The organism is Pedobacter cryoconitis (genome assembly GCF_014200605.1).
Lineage (GTDB): Bacteria > Bacteroidota > Bacteroidia > Sphingobacteriales > Sphingobacteriaceae > Pedobacter > Pedobacter cryoconitis_B.
This window is the reverse complement of the sequence record NZ_JACHCE010000012.1, coordinates 58024-73970: the sequence shown is the minus strand read 5'-3', so window position 1 is coordinate 73970 and position 15947 is coordinate 58024. Positions and strand designations below refer to the sequence as shown.

Annotated in this window: 14 protein-coding genes; 8 read left to right on the top strand and 6 right to left on the bottom strand. The window is 37.5% G+C overall.

Annotation, left to right across the window (positions count from 1 at the left end; translation table 11 throughout):
• Nucleotides 1-9 precede the first annotated feature (9 nt).
• Nucleotides 10-2682, top strand: a complete 2673-nt coding sequence (locus tag HDE68_RS24905) for a valine--tRNA ligase (RefSeq protein ID WP_183885170.1) — start codon at nt 10-12, stop codon at nt 2680-2682.
• 1410 nt (nt 2683-4092) lie between these two features.
• On the opposite strand, the gene HDE68_RS24900 is transcribed toward HDE68_RS24905, so the two are convergent.
• Entirely contained in the window at nt 4093-4554 is a 462-nt protein-coding gene (locus HDE68_RS24900) for a type I restriction enzyme HsdR N-terminal domain-containing protein (protein WP_183885169.1), read from the bottom strand.
• 54 nt (nt 4555-4608) lie between these two features.
• Here HDE68_RS24900 and holA point away from each other — a divergent pair, with 54 nt between their 5' ends.
• The 5 genes from holA (at nt 4609) to HDE68_RS24885 (ending at nt 7452) form a co-directional block, all read left to right on the top strand.
• Nucleotides 4609-5634, top strand: coding sequence for a DNA polymerase III subunit delta (holA, locus tag HDE68_RS24895; protein ID WP_183885167.1), 1026 nt, complete (start codon nt 4609-4611; stop codon nt 5632-5634).
• Nucleotides 5635-5786: 152 nt separating this feature from the next.
• A complete protein-coding gene (locus HDE68_RS26440) occupies nt 5787-6095 on the top strand; it encodes a hypothetical protein (RefSeq protein ID WP_221300951.1) in 309 nt (102 codons plus the stop codon).
• 36 nt (nt 6096-6131) lie between these two features.
• Entirely contained in the window at nt 6132-6488 is a 357-nt protein-coding gene (locus tag HDE68_RS26745; protein ID WP_221300950.1) for a serine hydrolase, read from the top strand.
• Nucleotides 6404-6775 carry a hypothetical protein gene (locus HDE68_RS26430; RefSeq protein WP_221300947.1) on the top strand — a complete coding sequence of 124 codons (372 nt, stop codon included), beginning with the start codon at nt 6404-6406 and terminating at the stop codon, nt 6773-6775. Before HDE68_RS26745 ends, HDE68_RS26430 begins: the two co-directional genes overlap by 85 nt.
• Nucleotides 6776-7047: 272 nt before the next feature.
• The gene (locus HDE68_RS24885) at nt 7048-7452 is read left to right on the top strand and encodes an EVE domain-containing protein (protein WP_183885165.1); all 405 of its coding nucleotides are present in this window, start codon (nt 7048-7050) and stop codon (nt 7450-7452) included.
• Here HDE68_RS24885 and HDE68_RS24880 read toward each other — a convergent pair.
• Both HDE68_RS24880 and HDE68_RS24875 read right to left on the bottom strand, forming a co-directional pair.
• Entirely contained in the window at nt 7449-8639 is a 1191-nt protein-coding gene (locus HDE68_RS24880; protein WP_183885163.1) for a cation:proton antiporter, read from the bottom strand. The genes HDE68_RS24885 and HDE68_RS24880 overlap by 4 nt on opposite strands.
• 60 nt (nt 8640-8699) lie before the next feature.
• The gene (locus tag HDE68_RS24875; protein ID WP_111635595.1) at nt 8700-9221 is read right to left on the bottom strand and encodes an acyl-CoA thioesterase; all 522 of its coding nucleotides are present in this window, start codon (nt 9219-9221) and stop codon (nt 8700-8702) included.
• Nucleotides 9222-9337: 116 nt separating this feature from the next.
• Between HDE68_RS24875 and HDE68_RS24870 the strand changes: the two genes are divergently transcribed.
• Complete coding sequence (locus HDE68_RS24870) at nt 9338-10828, top strand: alpha-amylase (protein ID WP_183885161.1); 1491 nt, start codon at nt 9338-9340, stop codon at nt 10826-10828.
• Between the two features lie 25 nt (nt 10829-10853).
• Here the strand turns inward: HDE68_RS24870 and HDE68_RS24865 are convergent, their stop codons facing one another.
• On the bottom strand, nt 10854-12119 hold the full coding sequence (locus HDE68_RS24865; protein ID WP_183885159.1) for a DUF5103 domain-containing protein: 1266 nt from the start codon (nt 12117-12119) through the stop codon (nt 10854-10856).
• A 4-nt stretch (nt 12120-12123) separates the two neighbouring features.
• Nucleotides 12124-14034, bottom strand: a complete 1911-nt coding sequence (locus HDE68_RS24860) for an ABC-F family ATP-binding cassette domain-containing protein (protein ID WP_183885157.1) — start codon at nt 14032-14034, stop codon at nt 12124-12126.
• Nucleotides 14035-14189: 155 nt separating this feature from the next.
• On the opposite strand from HDE68_RS24860, the gene HDE68_RS24855 reads away from it, so the two are divergent.
• A complete protein-coding gene (locus HDE68_RS24855) occupies nt 14190-15218 on the top strand; it encodes a quinone-dependent dihydroorotate dehydrogenase (RefSeq protein WP_183885292.1) in 1029 nt (342 codons plus the stop codon).
• Between the two features lie 370 nt (nt 15219-15588).
• Here HDE68_RS24855 and HDE68_RS24850 read toward each other — a convergent pair whose 3' ends face one another.
• Nucleotides 15589-15837, bottom strand: coding sequence for a hypothetical protein (locus HDE68_RS24850; protein ID WP_183885155.1), 249 nt, complete (start codon nt 15835-15837; stop codon nt 15589-15591).
• Between the last annotated feature and the right edge of the window lie 110 nt (nt 15838-15947).

Below are 15947 nucleotides of genomic sequence, written 5' to 3'. Positions count from 1 at the left end.
ACCCAATAAATGAGCATTTCTACTAAATACGATCCCGCCGAAACCGAAGACAAGTGGTACAGCTACTGGCTGTCAAAAAAGTTCTTTCATTCTGAACCAGATGAACGTGAGCCATATACAATTGTAATTCCTCCACCAAATGTCACTGGTGTATTACATATGGGCCATATGCTTAACAATACGATTCAGGATGTCATGATTCGCCGTGCACGTATGCAAGGTAAAAATGCATGCTGGGTTCCTGGGACTGACCATGCTTCTATTGCTACAGAAGCTAAGGTAGTTGCTATGCTGAAAGAAAGAGGCATCAGTAAAAAAGATCTGACAAGAGAAGAATTCATGACCTATGCATGGGAGTGGAAAGAGAAATACGGAGGTATCATCCTTGATCAGCTGAAAAAACTGGGCGCAAGCTGCGACTGGGACAGGACACGTTTCACGATGGAAGATGACCTTTCAGAATCAGTAATAGACTGCTTTATAGATCTTTATAAAAAAGGAAGAATCTATCGTGGAGTGCGCATGGTTAACTGGGACCCTGCAGGTAAAACTGCAGTTTCGGACGAAGAAGTAATTCGTAAAGAAGTCAATCAGAAATTATATTATATTAAATATTCTATTGCTCCTGCTACAGGTGCCGATACAGAATTTTTAACTATTGCAACGACCCGTCCTGAAACCATTATGGCTGATGCGGCGATTTGTATTAATCCAAATGATGAGCGTTATACACATCTGAAAGGGAAAAAAGTATTTGTTCCTTTAATCAACCGTGAAATTCCGATCATTGAAGACGAATATGTAACCATGGATTTCGGTACAGGTTGTTTAAAAGTTACGCCTGCGCATGATCTGAATGATTATGAGCTGGGTGTAAAACATAAACTCCCTGTGATTGACATCTTAAATGATGACGGTACTTTAAATGAGCTTGCTGTAATTCTGGTAGGTGAAGACCGTTTTATTGCCCGTAAAAAAATAGCTGTTTTACTGGACGAGGCTGGTCATCTGGAAAAAGTAGAAGACTACAAATCACAGGTAGGATTCTCTGAGCGTACTGATGCGGCAATTGAGCCTAAGCTTTCCTTACAATGGTTCTGTAAAATGGACGAAATGGCTAAACCTGCTTTAGCTGATGTCTTGAATGGTGATGTGAAACTTATTCCTGAGAAATTTGTGAATACCTACCGTCACTGGATGGAAAATGTAAGAGACTGGAATATCAGTCGTCAATTATGGTGGGGACAGCGTATTCCGGCCTGGTTTGATGATAAAGGAGACTGGGTAGTTGCAAAAACCAAAGAAGATGCTTTAAATGAATTTTTAAAGCTTAAAGATATTGATGGTAAATTCTCTCAAGAAGAAGCTAATGGATTTAAACATCAGCTGGCAGCTTTTATCAGACAGGATGATGACGTACTGGATACCTGGTTCTCGTCATGGTTATGGCCAATATCAGTATTCAATGGCTTAAAAGACCCTGGAAATAAAGACATCAATTATTATTACCCTACAAATGACCTGGTAACAGCTCCTGAAATTTTATTCTTCTGGGTGGCCCGTATGATTATGGCAGGCCATGAATTTATGGGTAAAAAGCCATTCACTAATGTATACCTGACTGGTATCGTACGTGATAAATTAGGCCGTAAAATGTCTAAATCATTAGGTAACTCTCCTGATCCAATCGGTTTGATTGAGAAATATGGTGCTGACGGTGTAAGGGTAGGTATGTTGCTATGTTCACCTGCCGGTAACGATTTGATGTTTGATGAGAGCTACTGTGAGCAGGGAAGAAACTTTGCCAATAAAATCTGGAATGCTTTCCGTCTGGTAAAAGGCTGGGAAGTTGATGAGACTTTATCAAATCCTAATGAGCAGGCTATTTTATGGTTTGAAAACCGTTTCAATGAGGCATTAGCTGAAATTGAAGATAACTATAACCAGTACCGTCTATCAGAAGCTTTAATGACTACTTATAAATTGGTATGGGATGATTTCTGTGCCTGGTATCTGGAAATGGTAAAACCTGTTTACCAGCATCCAATAGATCCTGTCTCGTTGAAAGCGACGATTGGTTTCTTTGAAAAAATCCTGAGTTTATTACATCCATTTATGCCATTCATTACAGAAGAATTATGGCATGATGAAATATTCGGAACAAAAGGGGAAATGGACTGTATTATTGTAGCTCCTTATCCGGTAGTCGGAACTGCTGATTCATCCTTATTGAAGGATGTTGAAGTGGTTAAAGGAATTGTTGCTGAAGTACGTAATATCCGTAACACTAAACAGATTTCTCCCAAAGAAGGATTGCCTTTAAGTATCAGAGTTAATTCTGCTTTAGCTTATGATAAATGGCTTACAATTATTTCTAAACTTGCCAATATCACTGAAGTTGACTTTGTGAATGATAAAGTAGCCGGTGCCTCTGCATTTATGGTAGGAAATGATGAATTCTTTGTACAGCTGAACGAAACAATAGATGTAGAAGCAGAGCGCGAAAGATTGAATGGGGAACTTGTTTATTTGCAGGGGTTCTTGAAATCTGTAGATGCGAAACTAAATAACGAAAGGTTTGTGCAGAATGCTAAACCAGAGATTATCCAGAATGAACGCAATAAAAAAGCAGATGCAGAAGCGAAGATGACGATTATCCAGGAGTCTCTTCTCAGTTTGTAAAAAAAGAGGAAGGGGCGGTTTACATGCTGACGTTGCGAAGAGCAACTGATGCATGTAAACCGCCCCTTCCTCTTTTTTAAGCTTTCCTGTTTTCGAAATCTGACCTGGGATAATGATCATCCAGAGCTTATATGATCTGGCTTTTCTTTTGGATCATTATTAGATCATCAATTAGGTTTTAGCATCCAGCTTGTGGGTTGGGGCAGGGAGCAGATTGGATGTGTTTATCAGATGTTTAGATATCTAGTTATCTATATATGTTTATTTCTTGTTTTATAAAGCACAGTTAATTAGTATTTTATGGTTTTATTTTAGTTTTGCATATTGATATCTATATTATAATGATATCAATATGCAAATATATATTTATATTTCTTTTGCTGATTGTTGTGTACCCCGTTTGATATAAGAAATGTATTTATTCATTTACATCCAGATATATTTATTGATTTGTATATAGATATATTTATATCGAAGATTCAAAATATTTCACTACTGATGGACCTGTATTTAATAGTGATTATTTATATATAGACATCTGGTTTGATTATGTAGATATATCTAGGCATATTTAAATATAGACATATTGGTGCTTATGTATATTTACATTTGTCTGTTATGTAATAATCGTTAAGACATTATAGACACGGTTATTAACTCTCGAATATATTTACATATAGATATCAGTATATATAAATGTGTTGTTTTTGTGTTAAGATGTCCAGATGTATAAGTATCAGTGTGGCTGAGTTTCTGATATATGATAATATCTATATGTCAGGATATCTATGTGTAAAAAATATCTATGTATAAGAATATCTATATATCTTATGACAAATACAATAAATAACAGCTGGGAGACCGTTCAATTATTTGCAATCGGATTCTGATTATCACATACAATCATGCTGATTAAAACGCAGAACTTTTGGAAAAAATAATTGCAATTTCTAATGTGAGTTTTAGCGTATGGTTTTCAGGCTGTAGGTTCTGATCCATAAAATTTTGGGAATATTTGTTCGGATAGAGTAGGTATTGAGCTATGTGTTTTAGAATGTAATTTTCCTGCTGTAGGTTTTAGTGTATGAATTTTTGGGAATATGTGTTCGCATATAGTGGGTATTTAGCTATGTGTTTTAGAATATGGTTAAACAACTATAATTTCTCCAGCAATGGGATTTTAACTATAATTTTTTCAGCCTGCATTTTTCCAGCTGTGGGTTTTTACAATTATACATTATTCAAATAAACATCTTCTAATAGACATCTGCAAAGGTTTCGCGGATGAGCAAATCTTGGTATTGAAGGTTTTTTCTGGGGGTATACCTTTGGGGTTATAAAAAAAATGCCAAGCTTGAAGACATCCAAGACCACTTCAGGTCTTGGCCAGTCTAAAGCTTGCAGCATTTTTTATAACAACCTATACTCTGGCAATTCTTCAACAAACAAGAATTGTGAAGTAGCGTGGTTGATAACCGCGTAACAATGTTTCAACCCATTCGTCACCACCAGCCATTTCGCCTTATGTACCGAATTATATCTTGCTGCCTGATCAAATACCCCTTGAGAAATCTTAATCGCCGGAGCTTTACATTCTATGACCATAACTCTTTCTCCAAGCGTATTAAAAATAACGATATCAGTCCGTTTCTGTAACTGATTTAAATTCAGTCCGCCTTCAATCTGTATCAAAGATCTTGGGAACTTCTTAACTTTGATAAGATAATGTATAAAATGTTGTCTTACCCACTCTTCCGGGGTTAAAACCAGATGTTTCTTACGTATTTCATCAAAAATAAAGTACTGCTCTTCCTTCTCTGTTATTCTGAAAGGGTGGTGCGGTAAATTTAATGCTGTAGGAGTAAATGCCATTTGTGCAAAAATAACCTTTAATAATTAGTAATTAGCCGTTACATTTGGATAATTATGACTGCTGCTGATATTATCAAAGACCTCAAAGCTAAAAAATTTAAGCCTGTTTATCTTTTACATGGTGAAGAGCCATACTATATCGATCAGATTATTCATTATATGGAAGACCATATATTGAATGATATGGAGAAAGGATTCAATCAGACTGTCCTGTATGGTAAGGATACTGACATGGCTACTATCTTAAATGCGGCAAAGCGTTATCCGATGATGTCAGATTATCAATTGATAGTTGTAAAAGAAGCGCAGGATCTCAGGTGGTCTAAGGAAACAGAAGGCAGTAGTAAAGAAGCGGAGTTTATTCAGAATTATTTTGAAAAACCACTGGATAGTACAATTCTGGTGCTTGGCTATAAATATGCAAATTTTGATAAACGTAAAAAGATATTTAAATCCATTACTAAAAGCGGTGTTGTTTTTCAATCTGATCCGGTAAGAGACTATAAATTAGCACAGTGGATAGAAGAGCTGGTGAAAGATATGGGCGCTAAGATTGCACCACAGGCTTCGGCCTTAATGGCAGAGTATCTGGGTGCTGATTTATCGAAAATATCAAATGAGCTCGAAAAATTATTATTAAATATCAGTAAGGATACTATTATTGACACCGACCTGGTACAGCGCAACATTGGTATCAGTAAAGAGTATAATGTTTTCGAATTGCAAAAAGCACTGGCCTCCAGAAATGTGCTGAAATGTAATCAGATTATTAATTATTTCGCCGATAATCCTAAAGCCAATCCTATGGTGATGGTCATGGCAAATCTGAATAGCTATTTCTCCAAGATATTGAAATATCATTATTTGCAGAATAAAGGTGATGCAGCCAAAGAATTAGGTGTGAACCCATACTTTGTAAAAGACTATGAAACTGCTGCCAGAAATTATAACCTGAATAAAACATTTGACATCATCAGCTTACTCCGGGAATATGATTTGAAAAGTAAAGGAGTTGACAGTACCGGGAATATAACAGATGGCGAACTGCTGAAAGAACTTTTATTTAAGATGATTCATTAATCATTATGTTATGTTTCAATAAGCTTGTGTAATGATGAAATAATTAATTCATGACCTTGCTGATACTTATACATGAAAATTATTAACAAATTGTAAGAGAGTAACAAATTGATGTTGTGTTTGTCTTGTATTCAAATGTAAATCAGTTTGTTATGAAACTTAATGTTGTCTCTGTTTCTCAGAAAAGTAATTATCTGTTTTGTTTCTCATTTGTAGTTTGCCTATTGCTTTTTATGGCTGTTGCAAAATCCTCAGCTCAGCAGTCGATCAAAAGGATCGATGGAACTAAAATCAGTTCCGACTCCCTTACTAAATATCTTCCTGAACTGATGCGTAAAGGTAAAGTTGCCGGATTAGGAATGACTATTTTCAATCAGAATCATATCGTCTATAAAGAAACTTTTGGATATAGTCGTGCGGATCAGAAAAAAGCATTGAAGTCAACTACGAATATTTACTGAGCTTCTTTAAGTAAATCTGTTTTTGCTGTTCTGGTGATGAAACTAGTTGAGCAGGGTAAATTAGATCTGGATAAACCCTTGCAGCAATATCTTCCAAAGCCAATTTATGAATACAAACATCAGAAAAGGTGGCACGATGACTTTAGCAGCCTTAAAGGTGATACATTGTATACAAAAATTACTGCAAGAATGTGTCTCGATCATACCACAGGTTTTGCCAACTGGAGATGGGATATGGCTGATCAGAAATTAAGAGTATTGCAGATACCGCTTATACATTCCTTCCTTCTTTTGAACAGGATTATAGTTTGGGACACGATGAAAAGGGCGGGATTTACGAGAAAGATAAAGATAATGAAGCACGATCGGCAAGTACACTCGAAACTTCTTTAGATGATTTATCTCTTTTTTTTCAAGGTGTAATGCAAAAGAAAATTATCAACAGCAAATACACTAATGAGGTGTTCAGCCCGCAGATCCGTATTCGTTCTGTAGAGCAAATGGGGCCTCTGTCAACCCGGGACACCATTGCAAATGATGCAATTCAATTAAGTTGTGGACTAGGTTTTGGACTTTTAAAATCACCATATGGCTGGGGGGCTTTTAAAGAAGGCCATGGTGATGGGTTTCGGCATTATGTTATAATTTTCCAAAATCCGGAACTGGTATACTCATCATGACTAACAGTGACAATGGTGAAAGTATCTTTAAGGAGTTACTGGAACTGGCCATTGCAGATAAATATACGCCCTGAAAATGGCAGCGGTATTTTCCATATAAAGATTAAGCCGCTGTATCAGGATTTCTTTACCCTTTTGATTTTGTGTTATTTATTTAACCACATATCCTTTCTCTTTTATTAGTTTTGGATCGGAATATACAAGCTCAGAAAGACTGGTCATTTTAGCAGATCATATTTTCTTCCTGCAAGCTTTATTAAAGCAGATACATCATGAATTATTTCTTAGTCAAATCAGAACCTTTTAAATATAGCTGGGAACAGTTTAATAAAGACGGGCGTACCTTTTGGGATGGCGTACGTAATTATCAGGCACGTAACAACCTCAAACTGATGAAAGAAGGAGATCTTGTCCTTTTTTATCACAGTAATGAAGGGAAACATATCGTAGGAATCGCTAAAGTGGTCAGAGAATTTTATCAGGATCCAACTACTGATGACACCAACTGGGTTGTTGTTGATCTTGCTCCGGTCGAAACCTTAAAACATCCGGTTACTCTGGAACAGATTAAAGCAGAGGAAAGCCTGAAAGATATTTCACTGGTCAGACAGGGACGTCTGTCAGTAATGGAACTCAAAGTTACCGAATTTGACAAAATACTGGAAATGGGTAGCTAAGCAGGTTGTCCCGCTCCAATCATCTTTTTACTGGCGAGCAAACCTATACTCATTACCAGACTTGAACCTAATACGACAAGGAACAAAAAAGAAGTACCAATCTCGGGTAACCTCAATGAGGGAGGCAAATTATAATATAACAAAATACTGATCAGTCCGCGGGGAGCAATGACGCTCTCCGTACCACTGTTCTCTTTTCTGAATAACTTCAGATAAATGATCCTGATCAGGTATATAGTCATCAGAATGAATACCCCATTCATGATCGTGATCCCATTGTTCAGCTCGTAGATATTCATTGTAAAACCAAAAATTACAAAGAAAAAAGTACGGATGATAAAAGCTGTTTCGGCAGATAACTGATGCAGCTGTTCAAGATCTTTCGACAGGTTTTTATAGATAAACATACTCCTGAAATAGTAATGTTCAATTGCATCGGCATTGTTCAGGAACAGTCCGAATGACAATACCAGCACTAATGATGATAAATGGTAAGACTGTCCTACCGCATAAACCAGGATCAGAATAGAGATGATCAGGAAGAATTTGATATGATGAGATATTTTTCCCATCAGGTATAGCAATAAAATACAGGAGATAATTGACAGGACTATAATCAGCAGGGTGCTTAATCCAAGACCTGTAAAAGAGGAAATGGAAATATGGGGATTGGAGACTGCAAAATTGAATAAAATAATTCCCAGTATATCAGAGAAAGACGACTCATAGATTATAAATTCTTTACTCTGACCCGTTAAGGCAGCTGCCGAGGGGATTGCGATTGCAGAACTTATTACACTGAAAGGGATTGCATTCGTAAAACAGCGATAAAAATCCTGGTCCGTAATCTGATGGATAATCATCGTGATGACAGAGACTGTGGCAGCCAGAATAAAAAAAGCAGAAAGAAAAGCTCCCCGGATCAGTTTATTCTTTTCCCGTTCATATTTTAATTCCAGGGCACCCTCAAAGACAATTAAAATCAGTCCGACCGTACCTAAAGTTGGCAGCACCTTTAGAAAATCAAAAGTCTGGAAATGCAGTTGGTCAACTAATACATGTAAACCAATTCCCAGTAAGAGAAGCAGTAAAACGGAAGGTAATTTTGTTTTGCTTGCTACTAAATCAAAGAGGTAAGAAAATATGACCAGTCCGCTCAGAATAATCAGTGTAGTGTACGTGGTCATATCATTCGTTTAAAATATTGAACATGGTTTAAATTTATTAAATAAATTTAAACTGCTTAATTACTCGTTGAAGAATAAAGCTTTCAGCTCAATAGCATCGTTAGCTTTCATTTTACCAGCTAAGATTAAACGCAATTGTCTTCTTCTTAATGCACCGGCATATAATTCAATCTCATCTTCTGTTTCAGGTAACAGCTCAGGGACAGGAATTGTTCTGCCACTTTGGTCTACCGCTACAAAAGTGTAGTAAGCTTCATTGGATTTAACACGGGTTCCTGAAGGGATATTTTCGGCCCATACATCCATCCGGACTTCTACAGAAGTATGAAAAGCACGGGTTACTTTAGCTTCAATCGTAATCACATCACCCAGTTTAATAGGTTGTTTGAACGATACATTGTCAACTGAAGCAGTCACTACAATCCGGTTACAGTGTTTTTGTGCAGAAATGGCAGCGGCGATATCCATCCAGTGCAGTAACCTGCCACCCATTAAATTGTTTAGTGTATTGGTATCATTGGGTAGTACTAATTCATTCATGATAGTGAACGAATTTTTAGGATTTTTAACTATTGTGCTCATATTGCTACAAAAGTAAACAAAATGTGAGACTTCATGTTATTGTATTGTTCCCATCCAATTAAGAGTAACAATAAATCATCCTTTAATTTAAAAGCTCCCAGGCGCATTATATGAATATGAGCAATCAAACTTTAATACAATATTTCCACTGGTACTACAACGAAGAAGAAAAACTATGGCAAAAAGTTGCACGTGAGGCTCCGGTTTTGAAAGATATGGGGATTACTGGCGTTTGGCTGCCTCCATCCTACAAATCTACAGAAGGAGAAGACGCGGTAGGTTATGATTGTTACGATCTGTTTGACCTGGGTGAATTTGACCAGAAAAATAGTATTCCTACCAGGTATGGTCATAAAGATGAATATTTACAGGCTATCCAGGCCTTGCATGAACAGCAGATTATGGTGCTGGCAGATGTCGTGTTTAACCATAAAGCAGGCGCTGATGAACTGGAAAAAGTTCCTGTACGCAGGGTAGCCACAGACAACAGAGAAGAATATATTTCTGATGTTTTTGAGATAGAAGCATGGACCAGATTTACTTTTCCGGGCAGAAAGGGCAAGTATTCCGAATTTATCTGGGATAAAAGTTGTTTCAGTGGAATTGACTGGGCAGAAGATTTGCAGGAAACAGCTATATTTTCTATACAAAATGAATATGGGGAAGGCTGGGAAGATGTACCGTCCAATGAATTAGGGAACTATGATTACCTGATGTTCAATGATATTGAATTTAGAAATTCAGCGGTACGTGAAGAGTTGAAAAGATGGGGAGAATGGTATTATGAGACTTGTGGTGTGGATGGATTCAGATTAGATGCGGTTAAGCATATCTCTACAGAATTTCTGAATGAATGGCTTGATCACATGAAAGCAAAATTTAACAAAGAATTCTTTATTATTGCTGAAAACTGGGTAGTAGATGATGTAGTACATCTGAGAAATTATATTGATATTACTGAAGGCAGGATGCAGCTTTTTGATTCCATGTTACATCTTAATTTCTATGATGCCAGTATTGCTGGTGATGGCTATGACCTGAGTAAAATATTTGAGAATACACTCGTAGAATCTCATCCGCAATTGTCTATTACCTTTTTAGACAACCATGATTCACAACCTTTACAGGATCTTCAGGCTTATGTAGAATTTTGGTTCCGCCCACTTGCCTATGGAATGATTCTTTTAAGAGAGCAGGGAATACCCTGTATATTTTATCCGGATTTATACGGCGCAGAATATGTTGATAAAGATGATGAGGGTAACGATGCAGCAGTAGAACTGATCGGTATAGAAAGTCTTCCTTTATTAGCTAAGATCCGCAGAGATCTTGCCTATGGTTTTCAGCGCGATTATCTGGATCATCCAAATTGTATAGGCTGGACCAGAGAGGGGATATCTGAAATGGAAAAATCTGGTATTGCCGTGGTCTTAAGTAATGGAGAGCAGGGGGCTAAAAACATGGAAATAGGTATAGGACACGCCGGTAAAGTGTTTATTGATGCCATGGGTTACAGGCAGGAAGAAATTACTATAGATGAAAACGGCTGGGCAGAATTCTTTTGTGAGGCCGGCAGTATTTCAGTCTGGGTAGCAAAAGATAATTAAGCCTGGCGGTTAATACGGCTGCGTATTATTTCTGTATATTATTAAACAGACTGTAGCCAATTAATTCATCCCATCTGCTGCCAGGTCTGCGATAATAAACAAAGGCCTGGTAGTTGTTTTCTGTTTCAAAGAAAGAACCTTCTAACACAGTATGATCTATATTGCCGGTCGTATTATCTTTCCACACATATTGATAGTCATACAAACCCTGTTTCAGATAAATGCTGGCATAATACTTCTTTTTAGAAGCTACATAACTTAATTTGTTTTCTTCGGTAAGTGTATAATTATTGAATCTGCCTACCACATAGATATCACCATTAGAGCCTGGAGCAACTGCATTCAGCGCGAATTGAATACGGCCATAGTCGCTATCTGTGTCATTATCTATATTGTCCTGATTACGGATAAAGAATGCGCCATCTTCATCAATCTGCTGCGTATATTTTAAAGCAGTGCCATTCTGGTCTGTAAATAAAACAGCGTTATTAGTACTGTCCGTAAATATATCCTGCACATGTTCGCCTTTATACCTTAAGCTTCGGAAATCAAATTTTCTGAATTCATTGCTGCCCTTAAAATCATTACTGGCCAGATCATTATAAATCAACGAACCTGGTTTCACATAGGTAGGTTTAGTATTCAGTTTTGCAGTAAGGGGATTCCCATTCTGCATTAATACCATTTTAATATCCTGATATGGATTTTGTATCGGGTTTTTATGCAGAACCGTCACGTTTACTTTCTGATTGCTAAACCTTAAGGAAACCTCATTGCTTGGAACTACCTCAGTCTGAATATTTACCTGCTGGTCTGTAATATAGAAGCGCTGCGAGATTACGGGTCTGTCCATCTCACCATTCTCATAAACTTTTAACAGATAATTACCCGAGAGCTTAGGTTTAAGCTGGTCGTTAGGAAAAGTAAGAGAATAGTGGGTAAACTTTTGAAGTGTTTTGGAAGAATAGGCATAATCAATAATCCTGTCCTCATTCATGCCATCCAGATAGTCTAGCGCAGATAAATTGGATGATTTCCAATCGTATGTGCAATGTTCTACTGTATACCAGTAGTTTTTACTTCCGCCTCTGAGATCATCGAAAGAGAAGCTGAGCTTTTCAGAAGTCCCGAGGGCAATTACCGGGATAGATTGCTCTTTTTGTGTATTGTAAAGCTGGACAGTTTTGATTTCTGTATTATAAACTTTGTTATCGTACGTGAATTTCTGCTGTGCCTGCGAAGTTTGCAGACTAAACAAACATAAAAAGAGCAATATTCCGGATTTGATCATATGATTATTCTAATTCCATAATTTCAGCTGCAAGATTTTCCCATTTACTTTGTGCGTTATCCAGTAATTGTTTTGCAGCAATATATTTTTTATTTGCTTCAGCAAGTTTGGCCTGATCGCTGTATACCACTTCATCAGCAAGTTCAGTTTCAATTGCCTTTACATTTTTTTCTAATTCTACAGTTTCCAGTTCTATCTTTTGCAACTGGTCATTCAGCTTTTTCAATTGCTGCTGACTGTTTACAGTGACAGGTTTTGCTTCCACTTTAGGTTTAACTTCCTTTTCTGCTTTTACAGGGATGTCTTTTGCCGGCGGAATAATTCTTTTACTGTTCCATACTTCATACTCTGCATAAGTACCAGGGTATTGTTTGATTTGCTCTTCTTCTATAAACCAGATTTTATTGGCTACATTATCTAAGAAGTACCTGTCATGGGATACAGCAATGAATGTTCCTTCAAACTGTTTCAACGCCTGGATCAGAATATTTACCGATTGTATGTCCAGGTGATTGGTTGGCTCATCCAGGATCAGGAAGTTGGAGTCTGTTGTTAAGGACTTAGCCAAAGCAACTCTTGATTTTTCACCACCTGAAAGGACTTTAATCTTCTTAAATACATCATCGCCTGTAAACAGGAAACAACCCAGGATAGAACGAAGTTCCGTATCTGTATGTTTAGGGGCAAAAGCCTGTAATTCTTCAAGAATTGTATTCCCAAGGTGTAAAGATTCCAGCTGATGCTGTGCAAAGAAAGTGGTCGTTACATTATGTCCGGTTTCACAAGATCCCTGAAATGCTTCAACTCCGGCAACCATTCTTAATAAAGTAGATTTACCTTTACCATTGGCACCGATTAAAGCGATTTTATCTCCTTTTTCAATAACAGCTTCTGCATTTTCCAGAATGTCAATATTAGGATATCTCTTAGTCGCATTCTCAATCCTGATCACGTGACGGCCAGAAGGTTTAGTGAATTTAAAGCTGAAGTTTACCGTTGGATTATCATCATCAACATCTTCTACACGCTCCATTTTATCCAGGGCTTTCATACGGGACTGAGCCATTTTGGCTTTACTCGCTTTAGCTTTGAAACGCTCAATCAGTTTTTCTTCCTGTTTGATTTTAGCCTGCTGATTCTTAAATTCTCCTTTTTGGATCTCTCCGCGAAGAGATTTCTCCTCCAGATAGTAAGTATAATTACCAGCATAGGTAGTTAATTTTCCTTTGCGGGATTCAACAGTACGGTTTACAATCTTATCCAGGAAATATCTATCGTGAGATACAATTACAATCGCACCCTCAAATCCTGCAAGATAAGTCTCTAACCATTTGATGGAAGGTAAATCCATGTGGTTGGTCGGCTCATCCAGCAAAAGAATATCAGGAGTCTGTAACAGGATTTTCGCCAGCATGACACGCATTCTCCATCCCCCCGAGAAAGTATTCAGTGGACGATGCTGATCGGCCGTGCTGAATCCTAAACCTGCAAGGATTTCATTTGCTTTATATTCTATGTTATAACCATCCAATGCTTCAAATTCCTGTTGCTTGTCGCTCAGTCTGTTTAATACATCTTCAGAATAATCTGTTTCTATTTTTTTTAGAAGTTCTTCTATCTCATCATGGATCTGGTTTTGGCGCTCAAAAGCCTCCATTGCAACATGAAGAATGGTATGGTGAGATTCATACGAAAGTAAATCCTGGTTCAAATAGCCTATTTTTAAATCTTTAGACATTGAAATTGACCCGGATGAGGGTGCGTATTCTCCTACAATTATTTTTAAAAGGGTAGATTTTCCAGTTCCATTGGCACCAATAAGGCCAATTCTTTCTCCCGGTTTGATATGCCAGTTCGCCTCGTCGTATAAAGCCCGGGAACCTATAAGGAATGTTAAGTCGTTTATCGAAATCATGTTGGTGCAAAAGTACAATTTTTAGGCGCATATTGTTTGAACACAGTACATATAGCAGCCGATTTCTACGTTTTTATTACAAGTTCCTGCTATTTTTGTCCTAAAAGATGGATACAGCAATTGTAATCCTATTAAATCGTTCCTATCTTCGCCCTATGTATCGTTTAATTAAGCCTTTATTTTTTAAGTTTGACCCAGAAAAAGTTCATTATTTCGTAGTCCAGAGACTGAAATGGTTCCACGAACATTTTCCGCTGGGCAAAACTATCATCCGGAGCAGTTTTGATATTCATATCAAAGGTCTGGAACGTGAAGTTTTTGGTATCAAATTCAGAAACCCTGTAGGTCTGGCCGCCGGCTTTGATAAAAACGGAGAATATATAGAAGCACTTAGTGATCTTGGATTTGGTTTTATTGAAGTAGGGACGGTTACACCTCTGCCTCAGCCAGGTAATGATCAGCCAAGGATGTTCAGGCTTGCTGACGACGAAGCGATTATTAACAGGATGGGCTTCAATAATAAAGGAGTAGATACGCTTGCAGAACGTCTCAGGGTCCTGAAATTAAAAGATAAAAGTATTGTTATTGGTGGGAATATCGGGAAAAATAAGAATACACCAAATGAAGATGCTGTTTCGGATTATGTCAAATGTTTCGACCGCTTATTTGATGTAGTGGATTATTTTGTAGTCAATGTAAGTTCACCTAATACACCAGGGCTGAGAGCTTTGCAGGAAAAGGAACCTTTGACCTTATTATTAAAGACTTTACAGGAACGTAATCATAAAAATGGGATATCAAGACCAATCTTATTAAAGATTGCACCAGATCTGACCAATGAGCAGCTGGATGATATTGTAGAGATTGTGATGGAGGCTGGTATTGCTGGAGTAATTGCGACCAATACGACTATTGACAGGTCAGGTTTGACTACAGGGGCAGCTATAACAAATGAAGCAGGCGGATTAAGTGGTAAACCACTGACTGTACGTTCGACTGAAGTGATCAGATATTTATCTCAGAAATCAAACAAAGCATTTCCGATTATCGGAGTGGGAGGGATTCATTCTCCACAGGATGCTAAAGATAAAATTGAAGCTGGTGCTTCACTGGTACAATTGTATACCGGTTTTATTTACGAAGGACCAGGTATTGTGAAAAGAATTTGTAAAGCATTGGTTTAACAACCAAGGATCAAGTCATAAACTTGTGGATTAGGTATTAAATTCCAAGTTTTGGGTTTGATATTTTTTGAGTTCAAAGCAGATGGTTACGATTCTTTAATAAGCTAATTACTTCCTGATATTATAGTTCAATTTACCATGATTAAACGCCCTGGTTACATTGATAAGAGATCGGCCAACGCTTCAGCGGAATTCTTAGGGGGAGGAAAGATCCTGATTTTTCCATATTTTCTGCTTTTACGAAAGTTCCCTGATCCCTTTTTCGGTTTCCATTGATTGTTTCATTATGCCCGGTACAGAATTTTTGAAACATCTTGTACTCCAAACTGCTGCTTTAAAAATGAAACCGCCCAGGATTCCCTTTGAAAATTTACCCGTTAAACTTCCCATAATAAATGCCTTTCCACCAATGTAAGCTATTCGAGTTAAAGATTATCCTGGTGAGTAAAAAATGTCCGTAATTGTCCGTAATTGTCCGCAGCTGTCTGCAATTGTCCGCAATTGTCCATGGGTTAGTCAAAGGGAAAATTATAATTTCATTAATCTTCATCCGGTTATGATTTGGTTGTGCCTGAGTGGTGGTCGGTGTAATACCAGGTTGTAAACAGCCTTTAAGCATAGGAACTCTATGTCATTTCAACTAGTTGTTTTTACCTGGACTTGCCATGCTCTTACGTTACTTTAACACTGCTCTTACCCTAACGAGTACCCGGACAGTACCCGGGCAGT

Bases quoted from the DNA above. Each gene is read 5' to 3' on its own strand.
- HDE68_RS24870 (WP_183885161.1), top strand. From the start codon at position 9,338: ATGAGCAATCAAACTTTAATACAATATTTCCACTGGTACTACAACGAA.
- HDE68_RS24875 (WP_111635595.1), bottom strand. From the start codon at position 9,221: ATGAGCACAATAGTTAAAAATCCTAAAAATTCGTTCACTATCATGAAT.
- HDE68_RS24885 (WP_183885165.1), top strand. From the start codon at position 7,048: ATGAATTATTTCTTAGTCAAATCAGAACCTTTTAAATATAGCTGGGAA.
- HDE68_RS24880 (WP_183885163.1), bottom strand. From the start codon at position 8,639: ATGACCACGTACACTACACTGATTATTCTGAGCGGACTGGTCATATTT.
- HDE68_RS24855 (WP_183885292.1), top strand. From the start codon at position 14,190: ATGTATCGTTTAATTAAGCCTTTATTTTTTAAGTTTGACCCAGAAAAA.
- HDE68_RS24860 (WP_183885157.1), bottom strand. From the start codon at position 14,034: ATGATTTCGATAAACGACTTAACATTCCTTATAGGTTCCCGGGCTTTA.
- HDE68_RS24850 (WP_183885155.1), bottom strand. From the start codon at position 15,837: ATGCTTAAAGGCTGTTTACAACCTGGTATTACACCGACCACCACTCAG.
- HDE68_RS26745 (WP_221300950.1), top strand. From the start codon at position 6,132: ATGAAACTAGTTGAGCAGGGTAAATTAGATCTGGATAAACCCTTGCAG.
- HDE68_RS24905 (WP_183885170.1), top strand. From the start codon at position 10: ATGAGCATTTCTACTAAATACGATCCCGCCGAAACCGAAGACAAGTGG.
- HDE68_RS26440 (WP_221300951.1), top strand. From the start codon at position 5,787: ATGAAACTTAATGTTGTCTCTGTTTCTCAGAAAAGTAATTATCTGTTT.
- HDE68_RS24865 (WP_183885159.1), bottom strand. From the start codon at position 12,119: ATGATCAAATCCGGAATATTGCTCTTTTTATGTTTGTTTAGTCTGCAA.
- HDE68_RS24900 (WP_183885169.1), bottom strand. From the start codon at position 4,554: ATGGCATTTACTCCTACAGCATTAAATTTACCGCACCACCCTTTCAGA.
- holA (WP_183885167.1), top strand. From the start codon at position 4,609: ATGACTGCTGCTGATATTATCAAAGACCTCAAAGCTAAAAAATTTAAG.